This is a genomic window from Nostoc sp. CALU 1950, assembly GCF_051172895.1.
Lineage (GTDB): Bacteria > Cyanobacteriota > Cyanobacteriia > Cyanobacteriales > Nostocaceae > Nostoc > Nostoc edaphicum_A.
Map to the genome: position 1 here is coordinate 21,216 of NZ_JBDNJQ010000072.1, position 17,607 is coordinate 38,822.

Consider the following 17,607-nt stretch of genomic DNA (forward strand, 5'->3'; position numbering starts at 1 on the left):
CATGCCAAATGATGCTTCCTTATTAAATCCTAATGTCAAAATTTTGGTTCAAAGCAAACCCTTAGCCGCAGAAATAGAAGCTGATTTGGTATCAGCTTTAGTCTCTGAGGATTTGGAAGCGCCTGGTATGTTCGAGCTGCGATTAGTTACTTGGGACTTATTAAAACAAGAAATGACATGGGTAGATGACAAAGTATTTGATGTTGGTAATGAAGTAGAAATTCAAATGGGATATGAACAAGAACTCAAAACTATCATGGTGGGGGAAATTACGGGATTAGAACCAGAATATACCCAGGATGTAGCACCTGTATTAGTAGTGCGTGGTCATGATTTACGCCATCGTTTGTTGCGAGGAAGTCACACAAAATCCTTCCTCAAAATTAAGGATAGTGAAATTGTCAGTCAAATTGCTAGAACTAGAGGACTTACAGCCAAAGTTACCGATACTAAAGTGAAGTTAGAATATATTTTGCAGCATAATCAAACAGATTGGGATTTTTTAAAAGAGAGAGCTAAACGCATTGGTTATGAAGTTGCAGTAGATCAAAAAACTCTCCATTTTCGCCCCCATGAGAACGCTACAGAGAAAGTTTTGACTTTAACTTATGGAGAAGATTTACAAGAGTTTTTACCACGCTTAAGTACGATGAATCAGGTACAACAGTTAGAGGTCAAAGGTTGGATTGCTAAAGAAAAAGAAGAGGTGTCGGGTAAAGCAACAGTAGGAAAAGAAGGTGGCACAATGGGAGGTTTAACTTCTGGGACAAAAGCAGTCAAAAAAGCCTTTGGTGAATCGAGCTATACGATAGTAAATCAACCTTTATTAAGTAAAGAAGAAGCCGATAACATGGCATTAGGGCAGTTTCAGGATATGGCGATCGCCTACATTACTGGTGAAGGGACTTGTCAAGGTAATCCCAATTTACGCGCCGGGAAAGTGATTGAAATTCTTGGACTTGGTAAAAGATTTAACGGGCTTTATTATATTAAAAGCACGGAACATAGTTATTCACAAAATCAAGGTTATAGAACTTCATTTACTGTGGGGAGAAATGCTACATGAATGGACTAGAATTTTTATTATCAAATAACCAAAACAATCATTTTTACGGCGTAACTGTTGGCATAGTTACTAATAACAAAGACCCAGAGAGATTAGGAAGAATTAAAGTGAAATTTCCTTGGCTATCTTCAGAAGAAGAAAGTTACTGGGCTCGAATAGTAACTCTCATGGCAGGAAATGACCGGGGTATTTATTTTTTGCCGGAAGTTGATGATGAAGTTTTGGTTGCTTTTGAACAAGGTGATATGAATTTCCCTTACATTCTTGGTGCTTTGTGGAATGGGAAAGATAAACCACCAATAACAAATGAAGATGGGAAAAATAATCAACGAGTCATTAAATCTCGAAGCGGTCATAAGATTGTTTTAGATGATACTGAGGAGAATGAACAGATTATTATTCAAGATAAGACTGGTAAAAATAAAATTGTGATTAATTCTCAAAAAAATAAGATGAATATTCAAGTTGAAAAAGATTTAACTATTGAAACTAAAGGAAAAATTATCTTAAAGAGTAGTGATGATGATATATCAATTGAATGTAAAAATCTGCAAATAACAACTCAACAAAATTATCAATTAGAAGTAGGTGCAAATTGTACTATTAAAGCCAAAGCTAAATATGATTTGGAAGCACAATCTGGTTTAGGGATTAAATGTGCAAACGGAGTGAAAATAAATGATAGTTCATTAGAGGTGATGTAATGGATATTGATTTCTTAGGTGTGGGATGGACTTTACCAATACAACTTGATGAAAAGGGTCAAATTAAAGTAGCAAGATATGAAGATGTTGTACGTCAATCGATTTGGATGATTCTCAGTACTGCCAAAGGAGAACGGTTAATGCGTCCTGATTTTGGCTGTGACATTCATGAAAAGGTGTTCTCTCCGAATAGTTTAGGAACGGTTGGGCAAATTGTTAGTGATGTGCGCGATGCTTTAATTGAATGGGAACCTCGCATTGATGTTTTAGATGTTGATACAGTTCCCGATTGCAACCAACCAAATGTGATTTTAATTCAGGTAAATTATCAAGTTCGGACAACAAATAATATTTTTAATTTAGTTTATCCTTTTTACTTGCAGTAATTTTTATGGCTTATTTACCGCCCAAAATTGACCAACGCACCTATGAAGAAATTGTTCAGCAAACTGAGAAGTTAGTAGAGCAATATACCGACTGGAAACCTGCACCTGAAGATAAAACAGATGCGGGTAGGGCATTAATTCGCATTTTTGGGCGGATGGTAAAATTAGTCAGCGATCGCCTCAACCAAGTTCCAGAGAAAAATTTTCTGGCTTTCCTTGATTTAATTGGCGGAGAACTCAAACCTCCCCAACCTGCTAAGGTTCCTTTAACCTTTTATTTGGCACAAGGAAGTCCCGGAGATGGGTTAGTTCCTGCTCATACTCAAGTTTCTGCACCACCAGCAGAGGGTGCAGACGAAGAAATCGTGTTTGAAACGGATCGAGAATTAGTTGTCACAACGACGCAATTACAAGCAGTATTTCTGCGCGAACCAAGTCAGGATAAATATAGCGATCTCTCGGAGATCCGCTACGCGGAGCGCACTTTGGAAGCAACAGGAGAAGAGGATGCAGCTTATTTTGCCTTTGCTGGCGATCGCTCTATTCCCCATTCTCTCTATATAACTTGTCCCGAAATTTTTGCTTTATCAGAGTTAAAAGAAATAAAACTAATTATTACTACGGATAGTGCTAGTCAATTCCAAAATTTACCGCTGAATTGGTCTTATTGGGATGGTTTTCAATGGCAAGAAAGTCCAACTCCTAGCCTGAGTCAAAAAAATAATCAGTGTACGATTACTTTTACCAATTTATCTATTCCGACTCCTTCTGAAATTCAGGGAAAAGTAGGGAGATGGTTACAAGCAAAGTTAACTAATATATCTTTAAATTTACCTCAAGTTACTAATATTCAAGGTAGTTTAAATGTTAAACAATCTAGTTTGATTCCTGAAAATTGTTTGTTTAATTCTACTTCTATAGACCTGAGCAAAGATTTTTATCCCTTTGGCGAACAACCAGAAACTAATGATACATTTTATATTGCTTTAAATGATACATTTATTAAACAAAATACAATTATTACTATTGATATACAGTTAAGCTATAAACCTGTAAATATCAATAATTTAAAAATTAACTGGGAAATTGGTAACGGTCAAATATGGCAAGAAATAGCAAATGAAAATAATCAACTAAGATGGATAGAGAATTCCTCAGCTATTCAATTTACTGAACGAAATATTATCCAAGCAAAGTTACAATTTCCCAACGCAGAAAATATCCCTTATCCTAGCACTGTGAATGGCGAAACTCGTTATTGGATTCGCGCTCGAATTACTCAAGGTCATTATGGCAAAGCCGCAGATGAGCGCAAATATCCTATCTATGATGACTTGGCAGTATTGAGAGAGGAAATCAAAAAAGGGACAAGCGAAATTAAAGTTGATAGTCTCGATTTATTCAAGGTTGGGGATACCATTCGTCTTCTTCCCAATACCGGGGGATTTCCAGAAGAAAATCAAATTACCAAAATTACTCAGACAGATAATAAGCTGACGCTAAAAAGCGGAATTTTGAATACAATTTTAGACGTTGGCACTCGGATTATGCGTAAGTTGATTATCACTGAAACGATTCCTCCAACTTACGATCCACCTATAATTAAATCATTAAAATTAACCTACGATTTTACCATTACAGAAAATGCTGTTTATTTTGCTGCTAATGATTTTACTTATTCTCAGCCAACAAACTTTAGCACAAAATTAAAACGCAAGGCTGCTAGTGGAGATAAATTACTATTTTTGGGTGAAGTTAAAGGATTAACTGTTGGTGAGTTTTTAACAATTAATTCTGAAAATTATCAAATAGCAACGATAAACTCCGAAAGTAATCAAGTTATACTCACCTCAATAATTCAGCAGGATGTAGCTAGCAATACTGACGTTAATCGTTATTTTACGCCCTTCACTCCTACCGTTGATAGAGAATCAACTCTTTATCTGGGATTTGATAAATCCTTTGAGAATAAAACGGTTACTCTTTATGCACAAGTTGAGCCGCCATTACCAGATGAATTATCAGCTAATATTACAACAGAAACTTTCATCACAGAAACGGCAAACCCTGGAGATACAACACTAAATCTTGCTGATGTAACTGGCTGGAAAAATGGCGATCGCCTAGAAATTCAAAACCCCCTCAATGCTAAACAATACAATAACTATACGATTAGCGATATTAACAATAATCAAGTCACCATCAATCAATCTCTGCAACAAAGTTATAATACTGGCAACTTAGTTATTCATCCCAAACAACCGGAATTAGTTTGGGAATATTCTAGTGATTTAGGTTGGCAACCATTAGGAGTACACGATGAAACTCAAGCATTTTACCAACGAGGTTTAATTAAATTTATTGCACCAGCAAATTTCAGTAAAAGAGAAACCTTTGGTAAACAACTTTATTGGTTAAGAGTTCGTTGGCAAGGAGGTAATTTTTGGGTTAAACCTCGTCTGCGTCGCTTGTTAACTAATACAATTTGGGCAGTTCAGGCAATTAGTTTACGAGAAGAAATCTTAGGTTCAAGTAACCACGATCCAAATCAAATTTTTGTTGCCAATAACACCCCCATTTTGATGGGACAACAATTAGAAGTCCAAGAAGGAGAAATTCCCGAAGTAGAACCTGATCGCTTCAAAGTAATTCGAGATGATTTAGGAGAAATTGAGTCAGTTTGGGTGCTTTGGCAAGAAGTACCAGATTTTTACGCTTCTAGTGCTAGCGATCGCCATTATATTTTGGATCGACAAACAGGCGAAATTCGCTTTGGCAATGGACAAGCCGGGATGATTCCCCCCAGTGGACGGAATAATATTCGCCTGTCTTTTTATCGGACTGGAGGCGGTAAACAGGGAAACGTCACCTCAAAAACTATCAGCCAACTGAAAACTACTATTCCCTACATCGATCGAGTAATTAACCTCGAAGCAGCCGCAGGTGGGGCGCAACAGGAGACTTTAGATCGTCTGAAAGAACGAGTACCCAAGCAACTACGTCACCGCGATCGCGCTGTCACCTTTGAGGATATTGCAGATTTAGCTTACGAAGCTTCCACGGATGTCGCCAGAGTCAAAGTAGTTCCACCAGATTTGCTGACAGCTAATTTTAGTCCATTGAATCAAAAACTTTGGCTCGATCCTACCAAAGCAGATGTGTCATTTGAAGATAGTCTTAATGAGAAATTGCTGACAATCAACAATGAGAGTGAAAGAACTAGCTTTGCAAACATGATGTGGGAAATCAACCGTCGTGCAGGGCAAGTTAAATTGATTGTTTTGCCCCATAGTAGCGATCGCCAACCAATCCCTAGTTTAGCTTTACTGGAGCGAGTCGAAACCTATATTCGTTCCCGTTGTCAGCCAACAATGGATTTAATAGTTACCGCCCCTAAATGGCAAGAATTCACTGTGAATGCAACTATAACTCCTGTGTTTCTCGAAAATGCAGATATTGTAAGAAACAGTGTTAATCAACGCTTAGAAGCCTTCCTCCATCCCTTAACCGGAGGTAAAGGAGAGGGGTGGCAATTTGGCCGCTATCCCCAAAAATCCGATCTTTACGCCATTATTCAATCCATTTCGGGAGTCGATTATGTGAACTCTTTAGAAGTATTACTTACAACAACAAACTCATCCCTCAGCGCTGATACTTTAATTTATTCTGGTCTTCATAGCATTCAAATTCAAGGCAATAGGCAATAGGCAATAGGCAAGAGGCAATAGGCAATAGACTGGTGAATATAAGGAATACAATATGTCAGAAATTCGTGATTTTAAAGATTTAATAATTTGGCAAAAAGGCATCGAAATTGCAGAGAAGTGTTATTTATTAACTAAAAATTTTCCTAGAGATGAACTCTTTGGGATGACTCAACAGATAAGAAGATCATCTGCTTCTATTCCAGCCAATATTGCGGAAGGATATGGAAGAAGAACACCTGGTGATTATGGAAGATTTTTAAACATCAGCCAAGGCTCAATTAATGAATTACAAACTCATCTTATCTTATCCTCTAGAGTAGGACTATGCACTGTCAAAGATATAGAATTGATTATTCAGCATCTTCAAGAAGAAACTAAAATGATTATTTCCCTTCTCAAAAAGTTAAATAATTAAAAACTATTGCCTATTGCCTATTGCCTATTCCCCATTCATTCCCCTTATGACTCTACCCTTACCCAATCTCGACGATCGCACCTACGCCAACTTAGTAGAAGAAGCCATTTCTCAGATTCCCGTTGAATATCCCGAATGGACAGATCATAATCCCACAGATACCGGAATTATCTTGATTGAATTGTTGGCATGGTTAACAGAAATGACTCTCTATCGAGTTAATCAAATTCCTGATGATAATTATGCCAGTTTTCTGAGTTTACTTAAAGGAGAACAATGGAATTTGCCAATTAACCTTTCTGCCCAAGAACGGCAAAAAACTTTGCAATCAGAAATTAAAAATACTTTATTAGAATTGCGGAAAACTTATCGGGCGATTACTCCAGATGATTTTGAAAAATTGGTACTTATCGATTGGAATGAATCCCCAGATTCTGCCGACTTAAAAATTGCTAGAGTTAAATGTTTAGCACAACGTAATTTATCTCATTTAGATGCCAATACTGTTACCAAAGGACATATTAGCTTAGTAGTTGTTCCTGAAAATAATCAAGGAGAAAATCAATATAAAAACTTATTTAACTTTCTCGACAACAGGAGACTTTTAACTACTCGCCTACATATTGTAGAACCTGAGTATGTATCTATAGCTGTAGAAGCAGAATTAGTGCTTGAAGATGGCGCACAAGCAGAAGCAGTTAAAAAACAAGCGAAAAAAGAAGTTGAAATGTTTTTTGATCCGCTGCGATCGCAAAAATATTGGCAGGGAAAAGGATGGCCTTTTGGTCGGAGTGTTTATATATCCGAATTATATAAGCTATTAGATGATTTGGAGGGAGTAGATTACGTTGAAAATCTGCAAATTAAAGACAAAAACAATACTTCCAAAACAGAAATTAATTTAGCAGATAATCAGTTAGTTAAACTCAATATCGAAAATACTAAATTTACAATACTAGTAGAAGTTTACAATGAACGCAAAAAACTCTGAATTAATTAGTAGCTATCAACAATATTTACCGACAATTCTCCAGCAAGATGCCTTTCTTGGTCAATTGCTGCTAGCATTTGAAACAATTCTCAGCGGAATAAATGAAACTTCTAATCAAGAGAAAATTCTTACTCCACCAGCATTAGAAGAAATTATAGATAATATTCATATTTATTTCAATCCTCAACAAACTCCAGAGGAATTTTTACCTTGGTTAGCGGGATGGGTAGCCTTGAGTTTACGGAATGATTGGCAGGTAGAAGTTAAAAAAGCATTTATTCAGCAAATCGTCCGACTGTATCGTTTGCGAGGAACAAAACAAGGATTAATCGAAATTTTGGGTATTTATTTAAAAAACTCAGGATTTGGTGAAAAGGTTGAAGTCTTCGATGAATTTGATAATTTTCCTAATTATTTTCAAGTTCAATTAACTTTAAAAGACCGCGATCCTGATAAGTATTGGCGACAGGCTAAAATTGCCAAAGCCATTATCGATCGCGAAAAGCCAGCACAGACATTTTATACCCTAAAAATTCTTGTGCCAACGATGCAGCTAACCAAGCGATCGCACGTTGCTTATCCTTTCAAATTATTTGAACCTCTACAAAATCAAAAATTTGCTATAGAAGTCATAATTACTCCCAACGTAAGTAATAGCAGTACTATTAATCAATTGGCTAAACAGTTATTAGTTCAACTCCAAGGTAATTCAAAATTAATTACTCCTGATTCGTCAAAGATAATTATAAACAATCAATATTTTGCTATTCAACAAGATTTAAATTATCAGCATTTCCAAGAAAATTTGACAGGGTTCAATGTCGCCTTGTCAAATCGGACTGATAAAGATTTTGTCGGAAATTTAGCAATCAAACTTTATTTTTATATTAATGGTAAAGAATATAGCAATACACTATTAGAGCAATCTATAAATTTATCGCCTGTCCTTAAAATTTATAATAAAAACAATACAGGAGAAAATATTGAAGGAAATACAATTTTTAAACAAGCTAGTCAACCGCAACAATCAGGAATGAAGATAACAGAATCTATATGGAGTCAACCCTACACTTTTCAGGCATTTGAACCACCCAAAATTCAAGAATTGCAGCCTCAGATAACTGCAATTATTGAAAAACTCGAACTAGAAGCAATTGTAGAAATTACTCAACCTAACACCATCACCTCAGATATACTCAATAAAATTACAGTTGGCCTTCAATATGATGTTTCAGAATTTCATTTATTCACACCAGAAACTATCAGAAAAAATAATAAGATCACAATCAAGCGTAGCCTTTACTACCAACAATTTACCCAAACTATAGATAGATTAGATGTGGCAATCAAAAATCTCAATAATATTGATATTGTTGGTAAAGTCACTGTTCAAGCTTCCTTGAAGATTAATCAGCGTTTATCGACTTATCAATTACTAGAACAAACCTTTAACCTCACAGCCGTTTCTCCTTATAATATTCTAGAAATTTGTCGTAAAAACGAAGAAGGTCAAATTATTTCTGGTAATACAATTCTCGGAACAACTAGTCAATCATTGAACTAAATATCAGGATAAAAATGGCTAAAACTACTGATTTTACTAACTTTGCGAACGAACGTCCTAACTATTTTCCAGGGCAATATTTGCTAGAAGATGATTTTGAACTCGAACATAAATATCTTAGCGATCGCCAACGCTATTATAATCAGAGTCTTCATATTTCCGGAATTATTGAAGGACTGGAAGTTGAAGTTATTCAAGATAAAAAAGCTGTCTTAATTAAATCTGGCTCGGCTATAAATAGCAACGGAGAACTAATTGTTTTAAAACAAGACATTACATTTTCCGATTTCAAAACTGTTACTAACGGTGAACTCTACATCCAATATTCTCAAAAACAACAAGTTAAACAGCAAGAAGACGTAACTGATAGCTACACTCGTTGGATTGAAAATCCTATTTTGGGATTTACAGCTACAACTCCTGAAAATAGCGTTAAGCTAGCAAAACTGACAATTTCTCAAGATACTATTACTTTTGATGCTAACGTTCGAGAATATTCAGGTTTATCGTTACCAAACTCTAATAGTAAAGCTTTGACTCTTCGTTCTGGGGGAAATGCAAATTCAAACTTAGCCGTTTTGACAGGTAGTTTAAAGATTGATGGCAATTTAGAGGTTAACAACAATATTTTAGTCAAAGGTGCAACTTCTAGTTTGTTAGGGATTGGGGATGAATTTTCGGAAGGAAATACTGGTGGTAATCGTGAATGGATGAAACGAGGAGTGAGGATTTTTTGGAATTCAGATAATCTGTTTATTGGCTTAAAAGACGAAGGTAGTAATCGTAAAGATGCTGTAGTTGCTTGGGGAGACGATCCACAAGAGGACTTACGATTTATTAATATCCAATCTGGAGGAGCCATTGAGGGAAATGAAGTTATTAGAGTCAAAGCAAATGGCAATGTTGGTATTGGTACAAATAATCCAGGCAACTACAAATTAAATGTACAAGGTAATCAATTACTTAACGGTAGTCTAAATATTGCTGAGACATCATCACCATTAAATCCAGTTGCTAAGTTAGATATATCAACTGCTCCTCGCACAGGTAATCATCCGAATGCTGTTAAAGGTTTATATGTGACAGGCGATTTTAATGCTGATAGTGATGGGATAGAGTTTCGGCATACTAACGGAACTCAAGGAATAGGCTTTGGTTTCAACACAATTTATGCAGCAGGAAGCAATAACGATCAAGACTTGAACTTAAAGCCAAAAGGGACAGGAAAAGTTATTACCAAAGGTAGTTTAACCATTCAGGAAGGTAAAATTAATCTCAATGGCAATCAACAAATTGTTTTTACAGATATAGATGCAACAAACAATCTAAAAATACAACTTTGGACAGGATATGGACTCGGTATTAATGGTTCTACTTTATTCTATACAGCTAACGGCAATCATTCTTGGCGAGATCATCAAAATAACGAAAGAATGTTATTAGCCACAGGTGCAAATGCTGGGTTAACTGTAAAAGGAACAGGAACTTCTTCTTTTGCTGGTAATTTAACTGTAACTGGCTCTTTATCAGTGGGTGTATCTGTTGGCAGTACGACAAATATCGACCTATCAGGTCATGTCCAACTCAAAGAATATGGACAACAAAAAATAGCTTTTCTTCAAGCAAGAGACGACTCATCAAATCGAGATATTGGCTTGAGAATTAGAACCCAAACGCAAGGTAGTACACAAAGAACTCTTGTAGACGCATTAACCATTACTCCTAGTGGAGAAATACAGGGAAAGATATGGTATTCTAACGAATACGTATGGAGCAACGGTCAACCGGAAGTCAAGATGGGACATAGTAGTAAATGCGTAGCATTTATCACATACGTGCAAGGAAAATTTGCTGGTGGCGGCGAACAAGTTTTTACTTATATAAAAAGTGACGGATATTGGTATCTTGGAGGAAAGCAGGGAGGTGCCGGTGACGGTATAGTTGCCAAAGCAAGATGTATAGGTTCTCCTGATTAGTGCGATCGCCAAACTGATCAAAATAAATTTTAAACTCGATGTGACTCTATGGCTGACTTCATTCTCATCACTGGCGATAAAGCCATGTTTAACCCCACTTTTGGACAAGCCATTGTCACCGTGCGTCCAGGAGATTTAATTGGCACAGGCAAGGATAAAATTAACCAGAAAGTAGTCTGTGTAGATGGCGACGAGAAAAAAATCATCGTCCCTGGTTGTAGTTATATAACCCCCCAATATACTATTCCTGGAGTGGGGATACTTTCGATTGAATCTCTTGCTGGTAATCAAAAAGCTAAAAAGACCAAATCTGCTGGTAAACCTGTATTGCTCAAAGGCGGATCATTTAAAGCCAAGTTTCAAGTAATGGTTCCCGCACAACAACCCTCTGTACCCAGTCCTATACCCGATGCTACCCCCCAATATTCCGGTAGTGGTACATTTATTTCTCTGAATCTAAAAGTTAAAGGAACATAACCCTTATCAAGCTAAGTTTTTAGGATTTGTGTGTACACCGTAGCTTGAAAAGGGGGGGAACCGGAATCAAAGTCTCTCAATTTATCGGGGACATTTAGGAGGATCTAAAATTTTTGATTCTGACAATAGGACTTTTTAAACATCTTCTAAATAGTTTTTACTCGTGTTTCTTCAATGTGTTCCGAGAGTGAGAAAAAAGGGATAATTAAATGATGAAAGAACAACTGGAAAAACGCCTTGCTGAACTCAAAGCAGAATTGGTATCAGGACAAAAAGTCATGGCAGACTTAGAGGCGAAACAAGCAAATCTGCGCGATACCTTACTACGGATTAGTGGAGCAATTCAAATTTTGGAAGAAATCACATCTTCCACTGAACAGAATGGAAATCAAAACAATAAATATGTACAAGAGGAATTAAACGTTCAATAGACAATCTATTGCTCGGTACATAAAGTGTTCAATTGGTCAAGTAAAATATCGCCATCAAAAGGCGGCTTTTCTGGTCGTTCTGCGGAGGAGCGATGGCAGGATTTGCAGATAAAAATCGTGTGTTTAGGCATAGGTTTAAGGTGTATTTACAAGGTATTTGTAGAGGTCATCAATGACTGCATCCGCAGCAATTAAGTTTGATGCAATCCAAGTCCAATCACCTACAAAATATATATGTCCTTGTTGAACAGCTTTAAGTTTTTTCCAAAGGGGCTTTTCTCGCAAAGCCTCGATAGTTTTTTTATCATCACTCAAGATAAATATAACATCACCATCTATATCTTGTAGGTTTTCTTCTGTAACTTGATAACCACCACCAGGAACAACAATATTTTGTGCTTTTGGCCGTTTTAGTCCAATATCCTCAAGAATTGAACCAACAAATGAGTTTTTCGTGTTTACACCAATCATTGGTGAACCTCTCCAAGCATAAATCACAGATACTGTTTTGTTCTCATATTGATTGTTCAAAGCTGTTTTCAATTCACTGATTCGTTGATAGTAGTAATTCCAAGCTTGTTGTTCAGCTTCTTCTTTTCCCAATACTTCAGCCTGAAAATGAAAATATTCTCTCCATGATGATTCACCTTGCCAATTGATTACTACGGTGGGACTAATTTGAGAAGTAATAGAATAAGTTCCTCGCAGTGTTTCTGGTCCTAAAATAAGATCGGGTTTAGCAAGTAATACCCTTTCTAGATTAGGCTGATATTGAAGGCCTAATTGTTTGATACCTGCCATTCTCTGCTTCAGATATGGAGGAATATCTTTTTCCAGTACATCTCCAGAGGTGGCACTACCGACCGGCTTGATACCGAGTAAAAGAGCATTAGCAAGAGTCCAATGATAGATGGTGACAAGACGTTTGGGGTTTTTGGGAATACAAGTTTCTCCCATTACGTGTTTTACTACTCGGCATTCTGACGTTGGCTGTTGCCACCTTGTAGCACTATCATTCAAATTCGGTCTACATCCCGAAATCATTACAAATGTCAAGACTCCCAACAATAGTAGACAGATAAAGCGGCGTAGAAACATTCACAACGGGTAATAAAGGGGAAAGCGTAAATCGAATAATTGCACAGGCTATTTAGCTAATTGCCAACAGGGGAGCTAGTTAAAACTCCCAACTGAGCGAACCAACAACTGTCAAGGGATCGCCAACTTGATTAAACAATCTTCCGAAAGAATAATTTTGATAGGTTATGTCAAACAAATTACGGACATTGATAGCTGCTTTCAGGCGATCTCTACGATAATAAATTGCTGCATCGGTACGCAAGTAGCTTGGCAGTACAAAGGAATTATCCAAATCACCTTGGCGATCGCCAATGTAGAATAGCCCCAAACCAAACCCCAAACCCTGCAAATTACCTTGCTGGATTTCGTAGGTTGTCCAGAGACTGGCTTGATTCTCTGGCACGTTGTTTAATCTATTACCTACTGGGGTAATATTATCCTCAGTGACTTCTGCATTGATATGTGAATAGGAGGCAATCACCTTCCATCCAGGCAAAATCTCACCGACAATATCCAACTCAATTCCTCGACTTTCCTGTTCCCCTACCTGGATAGAGAAATTAGGATTGTTGGGATCAGGGGTTGTTACATTTGATTTCGTGATTTGGTAAGCTGCTAATGTTGTCGAAAGTCTACCTTCTAAAAAGTCAGCTTTAATACCAGCTTCGTACTGTGTTCCTTTGGTTGGTTTGAATGCTCTGCCATCTGGATTTGCTCCAAAGGTAGGAGTGAATGATTGACTGTAGCTGGCATAGAGAGAAATAGTATCACTAGGTTGATAAACCAACCCAATTCTAGGGCTAAAGGCGCTATCACTCTGTTCTTGAGCGGGTTCACCCACAACGTCAAATGTTCTTTCCACCCAATCAAAGCGTCCACCAATCAGGAGTTTTACGTTATCTAGAAGCGTGATTTGATCTTGCAGGTAAAGTCCATAAGATTGAATCGGCTCATAGAAAGCGAAGCGAGAGTCCGGTACAAACTGGTAATTTGAAGTATCGTAATTTGGGTTCAGGATGTCCAAATCACCTGGACCTGCTCCAGATCTGCTTTCAAAGTTTTCAACGTTTCGATTGGCATCAAAACCGATCAAAACCTGGTGTGCAACTGTTCCTGTCTTGAACTTACCCAGCAAGTCGAACTGCCCAAAATAATTGTTGATGTCGTATTCACGTTCAAAGACTCTACTTCCTTCTTGGATGCGATCATCAACTAGGTTTGAGAAAATGCTGAAGGCTTCTCGACTTGAATTAAGGACAACTGAAAGATTATTGCGGATTTGCCAATTTTCATTAAATTGGTGGTTGAGGATGTAACCAAATTTGTTGGTATCTCTAGTATTGAAGTCAATATCAGGATAACCATTATAGAAATTTCGAGGTAGAAAAGTATTGTCACTGAGAATAGGAACGTCTGCCTTGAAAGGTCTCACGTCAGAGCGAATGTACTCATAGTAAAGGTTTAAGTTCGTGCGATCGCCTAATTTCCAAGTGATTGAGGGAGCTATTGTAATCACCTCTGAGTTAGCAAAATCGACAACACTATCCGAAGCCCGGTAGCTACCGATAAAGCGATAAAGTAAGTTTTGATCGGTAGTCAAAGGTCCAGAAAAATCAATGCTGGGTTGATATAGACCATAACTTCCTACGTCTAACCCAAGTTTGTAATAAGGTGTACTTAGGGGTTGTTTAGTAGTAACATTGACAATCCCACCTGGTTCTACAGCTCCAAACAAAACTGAGGCTGGTCCCTTGAGAACTTCCACTTGCTCGACTGTCCCAATTGCTGTGTTGCCGAAAGTATCTGTATCTCTAAATCCATTGCGGAAATTTCCATCGGCGTTGAATCCTCGAATTACTCTATTGACTGAAGCTGGACTAAAATTTTCTTGTCCAGTACTCACACCACTAACGGTTTCCGTTGCTTCAGTTAGATTTGATACCTTGCGATCTTCTAGCACCTGTTGTGGCACAACCTGAATCGACTGAGGAATATCCCGCAATGGGGTATCAGTGCGCGTTGCCGTACTCGCATTTGGCACGCGATACCCATCTTGCTCACCTGTCACGACTAACTCAATTGGCTCATCACTTTGTGTCGATGGTTCCTCTTGCGGTGTCTCACTCGTGGGCTGCTCTGGTTGAGGTTGCAGTGGGGGCTGTATTGCAGTTACAGCAGAAGTTATACCAAAAACCAGACCTGCATTGTCATCAAATAACTCAACAGTTGGTAAAGTTTTCTCACCCACCACCGTGACTCGCACAGTATTAGCATCAACATTCGTAACCGTTATTTCTGTAATTCCCGCAACTGGTTTTTCCGAACGGAATGTAAACGCCTCACCATTGGATAAACGCAATTGAGCATTGGGAATATCTGCAATAAAGTTATTCTCAGCACTGCGATTCGTAATTTGCAGTTGTTCTCCAAGAGTTGTTTGTAAAATCACCTCCACACCTTTCTCTGTGGGATTAGCTTGCACTCCCGTCACCTGTATTACCTCTGAGGAAGCTGGCGACTGTACAAGTAATTCTGCACTCTGGGAAATCTGCTCAATTTCACTGAGTTGAAGAATCTTTCTGTTTGATTTCTCTGACTTTGCATTCCCCAGAGAACTTGCAACTTGAGACGGAAAATGTCGGTGCTTTCTATTACTAGAAGCTAATACTGGAGATTTCCTGTTGACAGACTCCTGAACTCTAACTCCAAGGGTATCCTTGAATGTAGATTTTCTTACTGTCGCAGTAAAAGATTCACCTTGAGTTTCTTCACTTCTAGCAGGAGTGTTAATAAAAACCACAACTGCACCTGTCAGCAACAGACTTTGAAACAATTTATCTAACTTCATTGATTCACCTACACTCCCTCACACCACTTGACAGTATTAAGAAAATTTCCTAACTAAACTGGCAGTTTATGTATCATAGGGGATTCGGATTTTTTATTTGAACGCTAGACGGATTTTTTTATTTGAACGCTAGACGGATTTCTGGCGATGCTGAAAGTATTGATTAGGATTCAATCCGAACTTTTTGCGGAAAGCTAAGGCAAAGTAACTGCGACTATCAAAACCCACCTTAAATGCCACTTCTTCAACGTTCATTTCTCCTAATGCTAAAAGTTGGCTGGCTTTTTCGAGTCGATAGTCGTGCAAATATTTAAACGCAGATGTGCCAAAAACTTGACGAAACCCACGCTTTAATTTGAAGTCATTTAGCCCTACTTGCCGTGCTAACTCCATCAGGCTGGGTGGATTCTCTAGATTACCCAGTAAAATTTCCTCTGCTTGGTAAATTTTATCAATATCGCTCAAATTCTTTGCAGTCAAGCTATGATTATGAATGTCCTGCTTCTGAAATTGCTGGAAATGAAGCGTAATCAATTCCACCGCCTTACTTTCCAGATACATCCGCTTCATCAAGCCTTGATGGGGACACTGTAAAATCTCACGTAACACTCGCCGCATTTGCCGTGTTATTTTTCCTTGGTGGTAGTAGGGCTGTACCTTACCCCCAATTAAGGCTTGACGCAGAAAAATTGGTATCTGTTCTAAATCTTCCTCGCTAAAATTTGAGAAAAATTCCTGTGGTTCAATTTCCAGATAAATTCGTGAATACTTCTCACCAGCTTTCCACCATTCAGTTTCTTTGATATCGCAGTTACATTCTGAATAATATCTGCCTATTGATTCGTCAGCTTCATCTGTTAAACCGTGGCGTTCTATTCTCACTTTTCCTGAAAGAAAAAAACTCAACCCAAATCGATAATCATCGAAACTATCTCTAATCCATACAAGATCATCAATAAACTCTACCTCATTTATCAAAATAGATAATCCACCACGTAACTCTGTCCAACATTGATAGGTATTAAAAACATCGAGAATCTTCACTTGGTGGATAGTTTCAACCCCCTTTGATTGAGTATAAGCTTGACCATTCTGCTCACTTTCTGCCTTTAGTTCTTGCCAGTCTGTATCTGTGAGAATTTTTGTCATGATTTAATGATAATTACTATTATTGCCAAGCTAATATCTGGTTGAAACAAACACACTTTTTCCAGTTCCTCAAAAGGGAATACCTAATAATGGATGCAATTGCGAACTGAAAAAAGCCCTTTGGGCATCTAAGAAACAGCGATCGCTCCAGTAGTCAGTATCTCAGCTTACTATGGCTTTAAATAAGAAGTATTCTCAATTGTTGCATGAAATTTGCTATTAAAAAAGCGACTTATCGCAGTCGCTAGTGGTAGAACTAAGCTAATCAGCATTTAAGTTGCATAATACCAGGGCTGAAGCCCTTACTACAAGCGAATCAGTCTGGAAAAATGAATGACGATTAGCTTAACCCTCTTCCATGACTCTAGGCAGAGTAAAATAAAAGTAAAACGTTCAAAGGAGGGCTGGAGCTATGACACAGCCCAGAATTCCTAATAAGACAGTCACCTTTGTAGATAATTATTGTGCTGCTTACGAAAAACTCTTTCCAGAAGTAAGAAGTTACGAAGCGTTCAAGCGATTGCACTTGGGAATGACAGCAGAAATTAAGAGGAAGACTTTACCAGCAATTGCCAGAGCAGTGGGGTTAAACAATGAGCAATCGTTGCTTCATTTTTTGACAGAATCACCTTGGGAAGTAGAGGAAGTTAGAAAGCAAAGATTAGAAATAATTCTCCAAAAAATAGGAAGGAAAGAAATCATCTTAATCATTGATGAAACAGGAGATAAGAAAAAGGGAAAAACACTATTATTATGTTGAGAGGCAGTATATAGGTAACTTAGGAAAGACAGAGAATGGAATAGTATCTGTAA

General features: G+C 37.7%; 13 protein-coding genes and 1 pseudogene. 11 read left to right on the forward strand and 3 right to left on the reverse strand.

The features are described 5' to 3' along the window. Window position 1: 1 nt before the first annotated feature. From ABF638_RS19860 to ABF638_RS19905, 10 genes are all read left to right on the forward strand, one after another. Window positions 2-1,066: a phage late control D family protein gene (locus tag ABF638_RS19860; protein ID WP_435024717.1), complete on the forward strand. Its 1,065-nt coding sequence runs from the start codon at window positions 2-4 to the stop codon at window positions 1,064-1,066. After that, a complete protein-coding gene (locus tag ABF638_RS19865) occupies window positions 1,063-1,770 on the forward strand; it encodes a phage baseplate assembly protein V (RefSeq protein WP_435024718.1) in 708 nt (235 codons plus the stop codon). The genes ABF638_RS19860 and ABF638_RS19865 overlap by 4 nt, the downstream gene beginning before the upstream one ends. Then, complete coding sequence (locus ABF638_RS19870) at window positions 1,770-2,156, forward strand: GPW/gp25 family protein (RefSeq protein ID WP_435024720.1); 387 nt, start codon at window positions 1,770-1,772, stop codon at window positions 2,154-2,156. Before ABF638_RS19865 ends, ABF638_RS19870 begins: the two co-directional genes overlap by 1 nt. Window positions 2,157-2,161: 5 nt before the next feature. Next, entirely contained in the window at window positions 2,162-5,863 is a 3,702-nt protein-coding gene (locus tag ABF638_RS19875; protein WP_435024721.1) for a baseplate J/gp47 family protein, read from the forward strand. A 52-nt stretch (window positions 5,864-5,915) separates the two neighbouring features. Continuing rightward, window positions 5,916-6,278, forward strand: coding sequence for a four helix bundle protein (locus tag ABF638_RS19880; RefSeq protein WP_435024722.1), 363 nt, complete (start codon window positions 5,916-5,918; stop codon window positions 6,276-6,278). A 46-nt stretch (window positions 6,279-6,324) separates the two neighbouring features. Continuing rightward, a complete protein-coding gene (locus tag ABF638_RS19885) occupies window positions 6,325-7,269 on the forward strand; it encodes a baseplate protein J (RefSeq protein WP_435024723.1) in 945 nt (314 codons plus the stop codon). Next, window positions 7,250-8,833, forward strand: a complete 1,584-nt coding sequence (locus tag ABF638_RS19890) for a phage tail protein (protein ID WP_435024724.1) — start codon at window positions 7,250-7,252, stop codon at window positions 8,831-8,833. Before ABF638_RS19885 ends, ABF638_RS19890 begins: the two co-directional genes overlap by 20 nt. A gap of 14 nt (window positions 8,834-8,847) precedes the next feature. After that, complete coding sequence (locus ABF638_RS19895) at window positions 8,848-10,809, forward strand: hypothetical protein (RefSeq protein WP_435024725.1); 1,962 nt, start codon at window positions 8,848-8,850, stop codon at window positions 10,807-10,809. A gap of 48 nt (window positions 10,810-10,857) precedes the next feature. Next, window positions 10,858-11,286, forward strand: a complete 429-nt coding sequence (locus ABF638_RS19900) for a hypothetical protein (protein ID WP_435024726.1) — start codon at window positions 10,858-10,860, stop codon at window positions 11,284-11,286. A 209-nt stretch (window positions 11,287-11,495) separates the two neighbouring features. Beyond that, entirely contained in the window at window positions 11,496-11,717 is a 222-nt protein-coding gene (locus ABF638_RS19905) for a hypothetical protein (RefSeq protein WP_435024727.1), read from the forward strand. 135 nt (window positions 11,718-11,852) lie between these two features. Here the strand turns inward: ABF638_RS19905 and ABF638_RS19910 are convergent, their stop codons facing one another. The 3 genes from ABF638_RS19910 to ABF638_RS19920 form a co-directional block, all read right to left on the reverse strand. Beyond that, a complete protein-coding gene (locus ABF638_RS19910) occupies window positions 11,853-12,737 on the reverse strand; it encodes an ABC transporter substrate-binding protein (protein ID WP_435024728.1) in 885 nt (294 codons plus the stop codon). Window positions 12,738-12,894: 157 nt separating this feature from the next. Beyond that, window positions 12,895-15,645, reverse strand: coding sequence for a TonB-dependent siderophore receptor (locus ABF638_RS19915; RefSeq protein ID WP_435024729.1), 2,751 nt, complete (start codon window positions 15,643-15,645; stop codon window positions 12,895-12,897). Window positions 15,646-15,774: 129 nt separating this feature from the next. After that, window positions 15,775-16,794 carry a helix-turn-helix transcriptional regulator gene (locus tag ABF638_RS19920; protein WP_435024730.1) on the reverse strand — a complete coding sequence of 340 codons (1,020 nt, stop codon included), beginning with the start codon at window positions 16,792-16,794 and terminating at the stop codon, window positions 15,775-15,777. 412 nt (window positions 16,795-17,206) lie between these two features. Here ABF638_RS19920 and ABF638_RS19925 point away from each other — a divergent pair. Then, a pseudogene (locus ABF638_RS19925) lies at window positions 17,207-17,607 on the forward strand (transposase); the annotation flags it as partial.